The sequence below is a fragment of the Geomonas oryzae genome (assembly GCF_004117875.1).
GTDB lineage: Bacteria > Desulfobacterota > Desulfuromonadia > Geobacterales > Geobacteraceae > Geomonas > Geomonas oryzae.
Genome location: NZ_RAHW01000011.1, coordinates 69590 through 83871, shown reverse-complemented (window position 1 = coordinate 83871; position 14282 = coordinate 69590). Strand labels below are relative to the sequence as shown.

The following is a 14282-nucleotide window of genomic DNA, read 5'->3' as shown; positions in this document are numbered from 1 at the left end:
CTGACACTTCACTCGAAAAGATCGGTCCGGGCCGTCAGCTGAACGAACAGCTTGTTCCGGAAGGCGGTCCCGGCCGGGCTCTCATTGTCGAGGAGAAAGCATTCGTAGCCTAAGTCTGCGGTAAAGCTGCGGTTGAACTCGTAGCGCAGCGACAGCGAGCCCCGCACGCTGGACTCGTCCGCGTTCCCAAGAAGTGCGGAGACCGCATCCGCCTTGCTTCGGTAGTACCCGGCACCGGCCAGCGCGAAGAGTTGGTAACTGATCCGTTGACGCAGGTTGAGGGTCACGATGTTCCTTTCCACAGACGTTCCGTAGCTTCCCGACGCGTTGCTGAGTTCCCTTGCGTATGCGAGGCTCCCGTTGAACTTCTCCCCTGTGTAATCAAGCGCCCCCCTGAAGGTCCATCCGGCGCCGTGGTGCGCCATGCTGTAGGTGGGAAGTGAGGCCCCCTGGAGCTCGGTTTTCGTGTAGCGTCCCCCCGTATCGACGGAGAAGGACCAGAGTTCGTTTAACTGCATGCTGCCGCCGACGCTCAACTCGTAGTTCTCGGTGAGCGAGGCCGTGTACTCGCTGCGGCTGAAACGCAGGGCGCAGCGTAATTTGAGCAGGGATAGAAGCCGCTGCGCGTCGTAGCCAAGGGCGGCCCCAAGGCTCTGGACGGTCACGTCGGATAAGGCATCGTCACGGGCGTAGTCGATCCTTTCGTAGCGGTAGTCAAGGAGGACCGACGTCAGTTCGCCGACACGGCGTTCGGCCCGGGCTCCGTAATTGTGGCGTCGGCTGGCACTGCTTAGCGGCTGGCCGCTGCTCTCGATTTCGCGGTCGGGCCACGACTCCCTCCGGTATGAAGCGTCAGCGGCAAGGGCGAGCAACGGCGTCAGGCGCCAGGTGCCGTTCCCTTCATAGATCTGGTCCACTTTGTCCATCTGGCTGTCCCTGCTGTAATGCAGCGCATCGAGCCGCGCCGCCAGGGAACCGCTCAAGAGCTCGTTCCTGCCGGTCACGCGTATCCCGGGTCTGGCGTGGGAGATGAAGGTTTGGAAGCGGTGAGAGGAACTGGTGAAAAGGTTGTCCGTGTATTCCTGCATCACTGACAGCGACGGGGTGAGCGCGGTCTGGGCAGCGGGCGCCGCCGCGGGGTGAGCCAGCGGGAGCAGCATGGCGCAAACGGCCCCGGCGCACCAAATCCCCTTGGGGTTGCTACGGCACGAAGAGCACATCGCTGCGTTTGAGTGTGATGTTGTCCTGGAGGCGTGCGCCGCTTGTCACGTCGTCGTAGTCGAAGGGGATGATCCGGGTTGCGCCATCTTCCTCCCGGAATATCTTGATGCTCCCCCGCTTGGCGTAGGGGTTGAGCCCTCCTGCCATGGCGAGTGCCTGCAGGACGTTGACATTACCGTTCAATTGGAGCCGGCCGGGGTTGTTCACCCGCCCAAGGACATAGACGAACAGGCTGTTCACCTGCTTCACCTCGAGGGTCAGGTTCGTCTCCGGGACATAGATCGAGATCCGCTCTGCGAGCTCGCTTCTGAGCGCTGCCACGCTTTTGCCGCCAGCCGCCACTTCGCCGATCAACGGGAAAACGATCTTGCCGTCGGCGAGGACGACCACGGTCCTAGTAAGGCTTGGATCCTTCCATACCTCGATGCCCAGGATGTCCCCCGGTCCGACAAGGTACTCGCCGACGGTGGTGGGGAGCGCCGCGGGAGGGGCCGCCTGGGCGCAGCTGACGCCAAGGCAGAGTACGGCGGTGACTGCTAGCGAAACGATCTTCAGCATGACCGAACTGACGGTTTCCAGCATGGCTGATCCCCTTTCTGCCGTGAGGTTCTGATCTTCACGGCGCATGCACCGTTTAGGCATGGCATGGCCGGTTCTGCCGATGTCAGAGCTGGCTCAGCATCGTGGATGCAGTCTGTTTCTCCGGGAAATCACCCCCTGCCAGCGCCTTGCTCAAACAGTTGCGGGCTTGGTCTTTTTTACCCACACGCATGCATGCCATGCCGAGGTGGTAGCTTATCGTCTGGTGCCCCGGTCGCCTGGCGTCCGCTTTTTCCAGCAGTTCCATCGCTTTTGGGTAGTTTCCGCGTTTGTACTCGATCCAGCCGAGGGTATCCAGGAGGCTCGGGTCGTCCGGCCGCTTTCGCGCCAGATCGCCGACCAGCCGTCCGGCCCGCTCCAGGTCGGCGGGAGAACCGCCGTTTTCGGCGAGGAAGTATGCGTAATCGTTCACTACGCGCCACTCTTTCTGATGGCTGGCGAAAAGCCTCTCGTAGGTTTTCTTCGCCTTCGACACCTGAGAGGCGCGCGCGTAGAGGCCTGCCAGGGCGAGTGACGCCTGGACGTTGTCGGGGCTCACTTTGCCGACCACGACTTCCATTTCCGAAGCGGCGCGTGCCGGGTTCCCTTCCTGCGCATGCAGGTCGCTAAGGCGCCAGTAAGGGAGTGGCGAACCGGGCGCCTTTTGCTTCACATGCCTGTACGCCGTCTCGGCCCCGCGGTAATTTCCGGCCAGGAAGTGGAGGTCGCCCAACTCCAGTTGCGCCTCGAGGTCGTCAGGGTGCCTTGCCAGGTACTGCGTCATTCTCCGTTCCCCCTGGCGATACTCTTTTTGCAGCAACGACAACCGCGCGAAGGCCCGGTTGACCCGCAGCGAATCCGGCTCCAACCGTTCCGCCTGCTGCAGCGTTTCCAGGGCCAGCTTCGGCTCGCCGTTGATCTGCTGGGCATCGGCCAGGAACAGGTAGCCGTCGATTTCCTGGGGGCGGTCACTGGTGACGGTGCGGAAAGCGGTCATCGCCGCCAGGCCTTCCTTCCTTGCCAGGTGTATGCGCCCCTTCAGGTAGGTGGCGTCGATGTTGCGGGGGCTCGCTTTCAGCACCTCGGCCAGGTATCCTTCCGCCGCGCCGAGCTCGCCCCTCAGGAAGCAGCCGCGGGCGAGCAGGTTGTTTGCCTGGATCGCTTCAGGTTTTTTGGCGTTCCCGGCGAGAGCGATGCACTCCTTGAGCAGGACGGTTGCCTGCTCGTTTCTTCCCGTTGCCGCATACAGCTCGCTAAGCGCGGTGCGGAGACGGAAGCTTTCAGGAACATTCACGATCCCCTCTTTGAGAAGCGCTTCGGCTTCGTTTTGCTGCCGGTGCAGCAAGTAGAACCGTCCCAGGTCCAGCAGGCACTGTTCATGTTTGGGGTGCGTGGCCCGCAGCTTTGCCAGGAGGGCGCGGGCGTCGTCCAGTCGGCCGGCATCCCAGTACAGGCCGGCGAGGGTGATGCCGTACCCGTACTTGGCCGGTTCCAGCCTCATCATCTCGCTGATGCTCCCCGCAGCGTCGTCCACCCGATTCTTCGCCGCGTAAAGATCCGCCAGCGACTTCAGGATGCCGACAGAGGTCGGATTCCTGCGCGCCCCTTCCTTCAGTGTCGCCTCGGCACCCGCGTCATCCTTCATGGCCCGGCGCGCCAGGGCGAGGCTCTGGTATGCGTCCGGCTTCGTTACCCCTCCCGCGATCAGCCGCTCGAGTATTTCGCGCCCCCGTCCCCAGTCCTTTCTGACCATATGGATGGCTGCCTGCAGCATCATCCCTTCCCCGTGGTCCGGGCGCGCCTTGAGTACCAGGTCGGCCTTTTCCTGGGCCTGGGCCTTCCCCTTTTCGTCCAGAAGCAAAAGAAGCTTGCCCAGTTCCACCTGGCCATTTAGGTGGTCGGGGGCGATCTGCACGACCTTCTGGAAGCACTGGAAGGCCCGGAATACGTTCCCCTTGCGCAACTCAACCAGGCCCAGCAGGTAATGCGCGTCGGCGAATTTCGGGTCGATCTGGATGGCGTTCCTCATTTCCAGGGAGGCCTTTACCAGGTCCCCCTTGTCCATGAGTTCCTTCCCCTTGTTGTAGAAACGCATCTTCTTCTCGTCGGGGCTGCTGCACCCGTTCAGGAAGGTGAGCAGCGCGAGCACGAGCACTACCGTTGCGCGAGGCATATCGTCCTCCCTTGCCGATATGAATGGCATCACACGGCCCACCGTACCACCGGTATCGCCAGGGCGGCTACCGTGCCGCCCGCCAAGACTGCGTACTCCCCTCGCAATTCAGCCATCAGCACCTCGCAGCCGTAATAGAGGATCAGGATCTTCACTGCGACCATGCCGAGCCTGAAATCGGGCGTCGCCGCTTCCGGCAGCAGCGCAGCCGCGGCCAGGAAGACGATGAGGAAATCCATCGGGGTGCTTTTGAAGGCCGCGTTGCGTCGCGTCACCTTGGGGACCAGGATGAAAAGGAACGTGACGAGGCCGAACACGACGTTGCATGCCCTGGCCGCAAGGGGCGCCTGGCTGTCGAGCCACTGCCCCGAGAGGTAGACCCCGTAGGGGACGATTAGGTAGATGATGGCGTGGAGCAGAGGTTCAAAGCCCGCCGGGAGCAAAAAACGCATGGCGGCCAGCGCCAGCATGAACACAACGGCCGAAAGGGCAAAAGGGGTGCTGGGAGGTCCTGACAAGGCGAAGGTCAGAACGAGTAGCGCCGGGTACAGAAAGCACAACGCGCGAAACATGTAGATGACCACCGGCGTCTCGTCGCGCATGACGCGCAGGCGCTCCTTGACACGCGTCAACGCCCGGGTGCGCCTTGGCTCCCAATTCCTTTTCCGCGACAGGGCAAAAAGGGCAAGCACCGCCGTCGAAAAGAGCAGATAACCTCCGAGCAGGAGCCAGTCGGAGAAGAAGCGCAGGTAATAGGCCGCCACCACGAGGGAGACCTGGATCAGGTAGATCACCAGGACCGATTCGGTATGGTGCAGGCCCAGGGCAAGGAGGTTATGGTGGAAGTGGGTCTTGTCGGCCGCGAAAGGGGAGCATCCCCGGGCGATGCGCCCTGTCATCACCGTCATAGTGTCGAGAACCGGGAAGCCGAGGATGAGCAGCGGAACGACCGGGCTAAGGGGCGTCACACCCTGGGTCAGGGACAGTGCGAGCGTGATCGCCGAAAAGCCCAGGAACTGGCTTCCGGTGTCTCCCATAAAGACCGATGCGGGAAAGGTGTTGTAGCGCAGGAAGCCGAAGATGGCGCCGCAAAGCGCCACGGCGATGAGGCAGATGATGGCGTCGCCCTCCTGCCAGGCCATGAAGCCGATCTCGGCGATGCACAGCAGGCTAATCCCCCCGGCCAGGCCGTCCAGCCCGTCCGCCAGGTTGATGGCGTTGGTCACGCCGACGATGGTGATCAGGGTCAATGCCGTCAGCATCCAGGCCGGGACGGTCAGCCATGCGGGCAACAACGAGCCGAGGGTCGCGATGCGCACCCCTCCCTCGACGATGATTACCGTTGCGGCGATGGACTGGCCGCATAATTTCCAGAGTGGGGAAATGTCCCACAGGTCGTCCGCCAGGCCGAAGAGGACCAGGACCAGCGCGCCCGCAAGGTAGGCGTGCAGGAACTCGTTCCCCCATTCCCAGCGGATGAGCGGCGCGCAGGTTCCCAGCACCATGGCGAGGCCTCCCACCCTGGGGATCGGCCGGTTGTGCACCTTGCGCTCGTTTGGGAGATCGACCAGGTTACACCAAAGCGCCACCCGTGACAGGATCGGGATGGCCACGGCTGTCAGCAGCATCGATGCGATGAGTGTGGTCAGTAGGTTCATTTAACGACTCGGCAGAAACGTTGCCAGGACCGGCATGGCCTGCCGGGCGAAGTCGGCAACCCGGCGTTCCGAATCGGCGGCCTGTTCACCGGCATCAATAGGCGTAATCAATCGCACGAGGGCCCCGTCGGTACGGCGAAGCATGAGTGCGTCCCAAAAAGCGTAAAGCTTCAGTTCAAGCATGTTCGTCAGCACCCGCCCTCGCTGGGGGAACCAGTAGTAGACAAGAAGCCTCTCGCCGTTTTTCTGCAGCGCGGCCCGGTTGACAGAACAGAGTTCGCCACGGGGGCCGATGGGGAGCATCGTCAGTCCGGAACCTTCAAAGAGCCAACCGCTTCCGGGGAGGCAGCTGGAGGGTGAATGGCTTGATTCGCCCTTGCGCTGGCTCTCGTTATATGCCACGTACAGGCTCACCGTTTTGGCACCGGTGTCCCTGAAATCAGCCAGCAGGTAATCGCTCGGTTTGAGGGAATCAAGAGTTGCGCGTTCCATCGTCAATCGATTTCCTTGCCACTGGCCGAGGGATCGGGGGAATTCCGACAGAGGCTTGGCCAGCGGCACCCGCTCACGGAAATCCACCACCCTCACCGTTATCACCAGCCCGGCCAGCAGAAGGGCTGCGCACCACTTGAGCCAGAGCGCCGAAGCGCCGCCGGCAGCGATGTCGTGACGGCTGCATTTCGGGGACGAAGGTTCAGCCGGGTTTTCCGGGAGCCGTTTCAGCAGCCGCATTTCCCCAAGCAGGGCCACAAGGCTCACCATGAAGATCAGCCAGCCGGAAAAATCGTGGAAAAATCCTTCTGCCACCTGTGCGCCGAAGACGGGATAGAGCAGCCCCACACTAGCGATACGCATACCGTTGACGATGATGGTCAGCGGGACGGTCGAAACAACCAGCAGCGCACGTTTCCAAAACGGCGCGCGAAAGAAATAGGCCAGCAACACCCCGAGAATTAGCAACGGCAACAGGTAGCGCAACCCGCTGCAGGCATCCACCACTTGCAGTCGGGTGAAGCCCAGGTCGATCACGTTGCCCTCGCGAAACGCGGTGACGCCCAATACCTGCAGGATGTGCACGCCGAGCGCCGAGGAGACCAGCTTAAGGTTGAGGGACAGGGTGTTGTTGATGAGACCCGGAAAGGGGAATATGGCCATGCTGAAGAGCAGGGGGAACAGGATAACGCGGAGCTTTTGCCATCCGAGGTGCATCAATAGCAGCCCTGCTACCATGCACCAGGATGAGAGGAAGAGCGTGTAGAACTCCCCTCCCAAATCCCCTAACAGGTAGAGCAAAATCCCGACTCCCAACGGCAGTAGCCCCCACGCGGAAGGAGTTGAGGGGCGAGCCCTCAACATGCAGCGCTTATCCCAGAGGAGGTATCCCACGATGAACGGGACAACATAGCAGTAGGTATGCTCCTCACCGTTCCACATCCTGATCAAGTAGGAGGTGCTCTCCCTGAACAGGAGTAACAAAAGAATCAGGTAGATGCTTGCCAACACGCGCTGATGCATGAAGGAAATTCCCATGACGTTACAGGTCAGGATGCCGTTGTTGTGAGGCGGAGCGTTCTACCAGGGCGGTAAGTGCGTCCATAAAACCGGGCGTGCGGGGATGGTCTATCGCTTGAAGAGAATCTTGTATTTTTCACGGGCGATCCAGTAAAGGAATATGGGGGTCGATCTCATATTCCTCTCCCAAAGTCGACAAGGTTCATGCAAAAAACGGGGGAGCCATTCAAGTCCAACCTTCTGCCAAAAAACGGAGGAGCGTTTCTTGGTACCGGCGTAAAAATCAAACACTGCTCCGATTCCAGCGATAAACGGCACGGTGAGTTTGTTCCTGTTCCGGTATATCCACTTTTCCTGCTTCGGAGCAGTCATGCCCACCCACAAAACATCTGGCTTAGATGCGTTGATCGCTGAAATTATCGATTCATTTTCTGTGTCACTAAACTCTTTAGTGAATGAAGGTGAGAGTGTTCCGCATACCGTTATCGATGGAAATTCACGATTCAGTCGTACTGTTATCTCATTTAAGACATGATTTGAAGAGCCGAGAAAAAAATATCGTCCCCCCCCTAACCGATCTAAAGTCTTTGTGAGCCCATAAAAAAACTCGAAGCCTGCAACCCGACTCAATGTAGTTTGATTGAGAGTTCGCGAAGCGAGAACAATTCCTACGCCATCTGGGAGCAGAAGATCCGCTTGCAGAAGGGCTGTGTGGAAAGGTGCGTCTCTTGATGCGATCACGAGTGAATGGGGGTTTGCGCAGGCCATGTACTGTCCGTGGTGTCCCACGAAAATCAATCGACACGCTTGTTCAATGTCGCCGCTAACGCCGCGGGCGCTGACTTGATATCCAAAGATGTCAACCACCGGTGTGTGTTGTGTCATTTTGATAAAAATAATTTTATGGCATCGGGGTTGAGAACCTTCTGAGAAATGTGAAGTAACATTTTATGAAAAAAGTGATTAAGTGTAGTAACGTTGAGTGAGACAGATGACGTTTGTTTATTTTGCTAAAATTTTTTATTTCTGTAATCAATGGCAAATTGATAAATTTGGATAAGCTCATTGTAGTTAACATCTGCTGTATATTTTTGCAAAAATGATTCTCTTGCGTTTGTACCCATAGTTGATAATTTGTGATCATTTTCCCAAATATTTTGTATCTTGTCTAAGAGATCTTTGGCATCTCCTGGCTGGAATAGTGTCCCCGTACTCTCTTCTGCAATTATCCAAGGCATTGATCCAAGTCTGGAAGCTACTACTGGGATGCCGAAAGCAAAGGCTTCCCGAATGACCATTGGGAACCCCTCGAAGCAGAGCGATGGGATTACTAGCAGGCGAGCCGTTGACAGCCTTGTCTGTGCCTCATTGAAGGATAATTGGCCTCGGAAAATTATCTTTTTAGATAAACCGGCAGCAGATACTGAATCTTCAAGTTTTGAACGCTCAGGACCATCTCCAATGATCTCGAGGAGTGGTGCCTCACGGCCCCACAGTTTCCACGTCTTTATGAGGACGTTGCAGCCTTTTTCAACACTGAGCCGCCCGATAAACGCAACCTTGCGTATTCTTTCCCCCCACGGCAATGGCTCTGGAGGGGTAGGGTAAAAGTTGGGTTTTACGAATACACGGGCGCTAGGGAGTCCGGCATTGCAGAGGATATATTTCTGGAATTCGGTCAACGCTATAAAAGCGTCAACCTGCTTCTCCCAGGTTTTCAGTGTGCGGTGAAGCCATATCATAGTCGCCAGAGGGGCCGTTGCGAAGATTCCACCCCTGTAACATTTGTGGCGTAAGGCTGGGCCAACGCTTCGCTTATCAAGGCATTCGGTACATGGACGTCCCTCCCGCATCAGGATGCCGGCTGCACAGAAGGTTCGGAAGTTATGAAGGGTTAGAACCGTTGCTGGCCTTGAGTTCTTTGCGGCATAAAATACTGAAGGTGAGAGAAGTGGGAAAGTGTTGTGGATATGGAGAATATCAAATGATTTCGTCCTGCTTAACTGTTCTGTGGCCCATTCGCTAAAAGGATTCCAAGGAGCACTCAGCGCGCCACGTACGCAGCCCCACACTCCCTGGTTTCGAATCTCGTCATTGTGCCGCACTAACTGTGTAAGCGTGTGTCCGTGCTGGCGCAATAACAAGACCTCCGCATCGAAAGCCATGTTTTCGCCACTGGGTGATGATGAACCATAGTAGTTATGACCTAAGATAATATTCATTGCTTTGCTAGAAGGTCTTCGATTGGTTTTGCCGACTAATTCTGCCTGTGTTTGAATGCCTCGGCAGAGACAGCTTCGATGTAAAGTTCCCTTTGAGCGTATCCCTGCTGCTCCCAGAGAAACTCTTCCAATCGCCTTCTTCCCTCAGCGCCGAGCGCCTGCCTCAACGCCTTGTCATTGCCTAGATGAATGAGCGCTGCGGCTAAATCTTCTACTGCTTGACGTGGGTTCTTGAGAGTGATCTTGATGCCGGATGCTTCAGTTACGACCTCGCCAGGCCCCCCGCAATTCAAGCAAACTACCGGGATTCCGACTGCCATGGCCTCAAAGATGACGGAACAGGCAGAGTCTTTCAGGCTTGGGTGTAGTAAAATATCAGCTTTTTCAAAGTGGCCCAAGGCTTCCTGGTGGCTCGTTTGGCCGTGAAAAATGACCTTCTCGCCGATACCAATGGACGAACAAAGGCTTCTCAGGTGTTTCTCTTCCGGGCCTGATCCGACAATATGTAATTTTGCGGCAGTGTTAGCCGTAGCCAATCTTTTAAAGGCCTGGATTCCCATGTCAAATCCTTTCCAGTGGATCATTCTTCCCACCATTAGCACGTTGAGTATGGGCGTATCAATTGGGTTGCAATAACTCAAAAATTTATCTTCAATTTCGTATCTGTTAAGACCATTTCCTGGCATAGATCGAATCTTGCCTGGAAATGCTTTTAACAATGCTAATTCGGTCTCAAAAGTGCGACTTATTATAATTGACGCCTTTTCCCCTGTTCTCATGGTTAAAGGATCAAGATAGCGTGCCCAGAACCGAATTAGGCATCTGATGAATTCAAACAACTTCCATTTCAATTTGAACATCCTCCAAAATGTCAGAGGAATTGTTTCGTACCCCCCCAGTGGCCCCCAAATAAAAGGAATTGGTAGCTTCCAAAGGAGGGTGGGGAGCCAGACGTTGCCAAACGTCAGGTGGTGTGCTAGATCAAAGTCGATTTCTCTAAGAAGGCGTTTTGCGTGACGGTAAGCCGCAACCTGCCAGAGACAGTAGTAAATATGGAGTCCTTTTGCGCCTCTTTTCCAAAAACAAAACCAACCAGGTAAATCTATGTATATAAAGTGCAAAGACGTGCAAGGATTTAAACGCATTTCCTCCTCAATCACTTCGCGATTGTTCCTTCTGGTCAGCACCCATACTTCATGGAACAGGGCAGCTTGTTTTGCCAGATTCCATCCAATTCCTGGTTCTGAACCTTTATTGGGTTCGCAGGCATAGGCGGAGACGAGTACTTTCATGTGATGTCTGGATAGTTTGATTGCAAAAGGAGACTGTGTATGCAGGCGAGGACATAGGACGTGGAGGTGTTTTCTGAAATGGCAACGGTTTCTTGACGGGTTACCTGCCTCAACAGGTAAAGCATTAGATACCCGGGTAACTCATGATCGCGCACTCCTGAATAGTCCAGTATCGGCCCCCAAAAGGTGTCATTGCGTATGGACAGCAGGCGCATGATGAGTTGCTTCGGGGAGAGAGATTCACTCAACTTGGCCGGCATGAAAATTCGGTGGAAGAAATCCTGCAATGCAGGCGCTTGGACATCGAAATATTCCCAGTCAAATACATAGAGGGAGTTGTCACTGAGCAGCAGGGTGTTCCACGGGGCGTAGTCTCCGTGGCTGGGCCACGCACGCGCAGCGCTTTCCTTGAAACTGGTTCTCACGAAGTCTATGGCGCTAGTCAGAACTAAGGGGAGGGCGCTTTCGTAATAGTGTGTGACAATGTTCGTAAGGAGGTCGTTTAACTGAATTGATGCTGACTCTGCATCTATCCAGTACGTAAGAAACAACCTGTCCAAGTGGTCCGGTTTTAGATGTCGTGCGTGTGAACCATTTTCTGGCCCACTAAGGAATAAATACCGAATGTTTTCCACTATTGCGTCATAGAGAACTACGGGATGCCTGAATGGAGTCGCTTGAGATTTAGTAATTAACGTCAGGGCAGCGTTCTCTGTATCAAAAAGTACTTTAAGTGTGTTGTTTATGTCGAGCTTGACATACGCGCTTACTGTATCGTCCACTGCGACCTGGGCTACCGTTTTGCGGTGCGGTCCTGGAGTGCCTGTGGCAAAACTGACTGTGGCTGTTGGCTCAGATAAGATACTTTGTATTGTCTTGGAATATTGACACAGCCTTTCAACTACTGCTGATGATGGCAATGTGCGGAAGAGTAAACGGGTGGACAGAGGGGATGGGAGAATTGACGCGACAGATTTTGCCAACCGCCCTGTCGTTGATGCGGGATGATACAATTGTAGCGCTCTCCGTGGGGGGACTTTGGGGTGTCGCCAGACTTTGGTGCCGGAACGGGGCCCAAATCCAACCCATGTCAGAACGTGTTTAAGACGTTGACCGGTAACCCGTGCTGATTCTTCCAAAATTTCGAACTGTACCCTCTGGATTGAACTCAATTCATCTGTTCCCGTGTCAATTTCAACTGTTGGCTCGTTGACGAGAAGAAGATCGAATTTATCAATTTGAGTCTTGATTTCTTCGGTAGTCAATTCTGGCTTGCGTCTATAAACTTCAGTCGCTGAAGCCTTCAGCATAAAAACAATATCAGGTCTCGGCACAAATCTTTGTCCAAACCGCAAAACAGAAGAAGGGAGGCGGAAGCCATAGCGTTGCGGATTAACGATGATGTCATAATACCATCGCTCGCCGACAATGAGGGCGGTTGCCACTTTTTGTGGGTAGACCAGAAACCAATAGCCAAATGTGAAATCGGTAAGATAGTATAGATACCTCACAAATGAAGTGACTGTTCCGTAAACGGCTTCTCGTTGTGGTTCAGGACTCGCTGGAGTTGGTCTCTGCATATATCTGGAGAGTTTTGGCAGAAAACCGGGACGCCAATGGAAAGACCATGATCGCCTGTATATTCGTGGTCGTTTCTGGGTTACGGCTTGGGCGATCGTGGATTTTCCACAACCGTCTGGCCCCACAAGAACTACGAAAAGGCCCGTGGGGTGTAACAGTCGGTGAGTCAGCCGGAGAAAGTTTCTCCACAGACTGTGAAGCCACAGCAACGGGTGTCTACTCCAGCGATGTTTTCCCCAGGCTTGCCAAACGCGCATTATTGCTGAGTTGGCATCTTTTAAGGTTTTTGCTGTCCCAATGGATTTGATGATTCCCTCTGTATCGCAGCCTTGGAAACTCTCTTTTATTATAAGGTAATCCGCCGCTTGCAGTCGTTGAAGAATTTGCTGTAGATTGTCCAGTTGGCTCTTGTTAGTAGTGAGCATGAAATGGGCAGCTTTGGCCGCTCTTTTTTTCAAAAAATAGACGGCAAGGTCTACATCGCTAGCCCGGTACCCCCATTGCTCCTTTACCCGTCTTGCCACCAACTCAAGAGTATTTATGTTGTAACGACTGATGCCATAAGGATCCCAGAGGCAATCGAGGGACAAAATATCTTGATTTTGTTGCTCGTTTGAAACCAATGTGTAGCAAAAGCCTGCCGGCACCTCGTAGTACAACCGCTGAAGGATCTTAACCTCTCCTAGACCCTGCATTTCTAGAAGAATAGGCTCTATTGTGCTTCTAGGATCAGCATCAAGCGCCAGATCAACATCGGAAGTAGTGTCAGGGACCTGACCGCTAGCGGGCGTTAAGATGGCGTAGGGGACATGTCTTGCCTCAATCCTTTCGAGAATCGCCAAAAGGAGGTATGATCTAGACGTTTCAGTTCCTGTCATAGCGATGTTCCTTCTTCTTCTCTAATGGCCTGAGTGTACGTAAAGGGAAGGAGTTGCTTGGGGAACAACATCAGGAATGCAGTGCTCTCTCGCATGCATAGGCTAAGGAGTCTACAGCCTTGTCCAAGGTGTAGGCAGAAGCAATTTCGAGTGACCTCCTGCTGAAATGGGGGATAATAGCTGGCGACTCCAGAAAGCGTGAGAGGATTTCGACCAAAGCCTTGGTATCTCGCGGTTCGATTGAAAATCCATTTCGCCCCTCGTCAACGGTTTCTCCGATGCCACCGTCATGAATAGAAGCTATGATTGGCAGTGCCATGGATATTGCCTCGAACGGTGCCAAGGCCCGATAATCCCCTAACGTTGGGAATAAAAATACGTCGGCTTCCTTATACCACGCCCATAATCCAGAATATGGTTGTTTTCCATGGAAGACAACGTGATCGGATAATCCCAAAGCGTGGGATTGTTGCTCCAGGTTTTCTCTGTATGGTCCATCTCCCACGACATCAAATATGAAACGCCCACGATACTTGTGCATAAGTAACTTCATACCATCTAGTACATACTGCAGTCCTTTCAGTTCGACTAGACGCCCTACGAAAAGGAAACGTATTGTGGGGGGGGACTTCCTTGAGGGTTGACCTTTACAAAGATCGTTTCTTGCTATTCCGGACATTAATGCCATATCAGATACTACATAAGGGCGTACTACAATATTTCTCTCTGGAGCATGCAATACATCGACAAGATAATCCTGTCCCTCAAGGTTATTTGTAAGGATGACATCAACATTATTGGCTACTGCAGTACGAAGTACCCGCCTAAGAAGTGATATTAGTTTATTTTGGGCAAAACAAGGCCGTGTTTCCATCACCAGTAATACGCGGACTCCATTAAATAGTAGACGATAAATTATTGCGTAAAGGGACAAGAGGCTGAATTCATTCGTTATGAGAAGGTCAGGGCGGTAATAGCGTAGAGGTGCCATTACTGCAGGATTGATCAGGCAGATTTCATCAAGGCGCCCCTGTGTTCCCTGGTTGGCTATCCTTTCGGGCGGGTACATCCTTCTGATTCCGCCAAGGCATTCAACTTTGAATTTCAAAGGCTCCTTGTCTCCATGGAATTCGGTCGTAAATACACGGAAAGAGTGGCAGCGTTCC

The 14282-nt window shown here is 54.6% G+C and carries 10 protein-coding genes; all 10 read right to left on the bottom strand.

Annotated elements, in window-relative coordinates; translation table 11 throughout:
• Positions 1-8: 8 nt before the first annotated feature.
• Complete coding sequence (locus D6Z24_RS20750) at positions 9-1160, bottom strand: porin family protein (protein WP_129127862.1); 1152 nt, start codon at positions 1158-1160, stop codon at positions 9-11.
• Positions 1161-1200: 40 nt separating this feature from the next.
• Complete coding sequence (locus D6Z24_RS20745; protein WP_246014710.1) at positions 1201-1803, bottom strand: polysaccharide biosynthesis/export family protein; 603 nt, start codon at positions 1801-1803, stop codon at positions 1201-1203.
• An 82-nt stretch (positions 1804-1885) separates the two neighbouring features.
• Complete coding sequence (locus D6Z24_RS20740) at positions 1886-3973, bottom strand: tetratricopeptide repeat protein (RefSeq protein WP_162605167.1); 2088 nt, start codon at positions 3971-3973, stop codon at positions 1886-1888.
• Positions 3974-4002: 29 nt separating this feature from the next.
• Positions 4003-5631, bottom strand: a complete 1629-nt coding sequence (locus tag D6Z24_RS20735) for an MraY family glycosyltransferase (RefSeq protein ID WP_129127860.1) — start codon at positions 5629-5631, stop codon at positions 4003-4005.
• Positions 5632-7146, bottom strand: coding sequence for a VPLPA-CTERM-specific exosortase XrtD (gene xrtD, locus D6Z24_RS20730; RefSeq protein ID WP_246014709.1), 1515 nt, complete (start codon positions 7144-7146; stop codon positions 5632-5634).
• A gap of 105 nt (positions 7147-7251) precedes the next feature.
• Positions 7252-7911: a WecB/TagA/CpsF family glycosyltransferase gene (locus D6Z24_RS20725; RefSeq protein ID WP_198419577.1), complete on the bottom strand. Its 660-nt coding sequence runs from the start codon at positions 7909-7911 to the stop codon at positions 7252-7254.
• Between the two features lie 242 nt (positions 7912-8153).
• Positions 8154-9365: a glycosyltransferase family 4 protein gene (locus D6Z24_RS20720; RefSeq protein WP_129127857.1), complete on the bottom strand. Its 1212-nt coding sequence runs from the start codon at positions 9363-9365 to the stop codon at positions 8154-8156.
• Between the two features lie 35 nt (positions 9366-9400).
• Positions 9401-10657 (bottom strand): glycosyltransferase family 4 protein, encoded by a 1257-nt coding sequence (locus D6Z24_RS20715; protein WP_129127856.1) that lies wholly within the window; start codon positions 10655-10657, stop codon positions 9401-9403.
• Positions 10654-13116 (bottom strand): nucleoside/nucleotide kinase family protein, encoded by a 2463-nt coding sequence (locus D6Z24_RS20710; protein WP_129127855.1) that lies wholly within the window; start codon positions 13114-13116, stop codon positions 10654-10656. Before D6Z24_RS20710 ends, D6Z24_RS20715 begins: the two co-directional genes overlap by 4 nt.
• Positions 13117-13186: 70 nt before the next feature.
• Entirely contained in the window at positions 13187-14224 is a 1038-nt protein-coding gene (locus D6Z24_RS20705) for a glycosyltransferase family 4 protein (RefSeq protein ID WP_162605166.1), read from the bottom strand.
• Positions 14225-14282 lie beyond the last annotated feature (58 nt).

What these genes read in the sequence shown, in the direction of transcription:
- D6Z24_RS20750 (WP_129127862.1), bottom strand. Translation starts at nt 1,160, where the DNA reads ATGCTGCTCCCGCTGGCTCACCCCGCGGCGGCGCCCGCTGCCCAGACC.
- D6Z24_RS20745 (WP_246014710.1), bottom strand. Translation starts at nt 1,803, where the DNA reads ATGCTGGAAACCGTCAGTTCGGTCATGCTGAAGATCGTTTCGCTAGCA.
- D6Z24_RS20740 (WP_162605167.1), bottom strand. Translation starts at nt 3,973, where the DNA reads ATGCCTCGCGCAACGGTAGTGCTCGTGCTCGCGCTGCTCACCTTCCTG.
- D6Z24_RS20735 (WP_129127860.1), bottom strand. Translation starts at nt 5,631, where the DNA reads ATGAACCTACTGACCACACTCATCGCATCGATGCTGCTGACAGCCGTG.
- xrtD (WP_246014709.1), bottom strand. Translation starts at nt 7,146, where the DNA reads ATGCATCAGCGCGTGTTGGCAAGCATCTACCTGATTCTTTTGTTACTC.
- D6Z24_RS20725 (WP_198419577.1), bottom strand. Translation starts at nt 7,911, where the DNA reads ATGGCCTGCGCAAACCCCCATTCACTCGTGATCGCATCAAGAGACGCA.
- D6Z24_RS20720 (WP_129127857.1), bottom strand. Translation starts at nt 9,365, where the DNA reads ATGAATATTATCTTAGGTCATAACTACTATGGTTCATCATCACCCAGT.
- D6Z24_RS20715 (WP_129127856.1), bottom strand. Translation starts at nt 10,657, where the DNA reads ATGAAAGTACTCGTCTCCGCCTATGCCTGCGAACCCAATAAAGGTTCA.
- D6Z24_RS20710 (WP_129127855.1), bottom strand. Translation starts at nt 13,116, where the DNA reads ATGACAGGAACTGAAACGTCTAGATCATACCTCCTTTTGGCGATTCTC.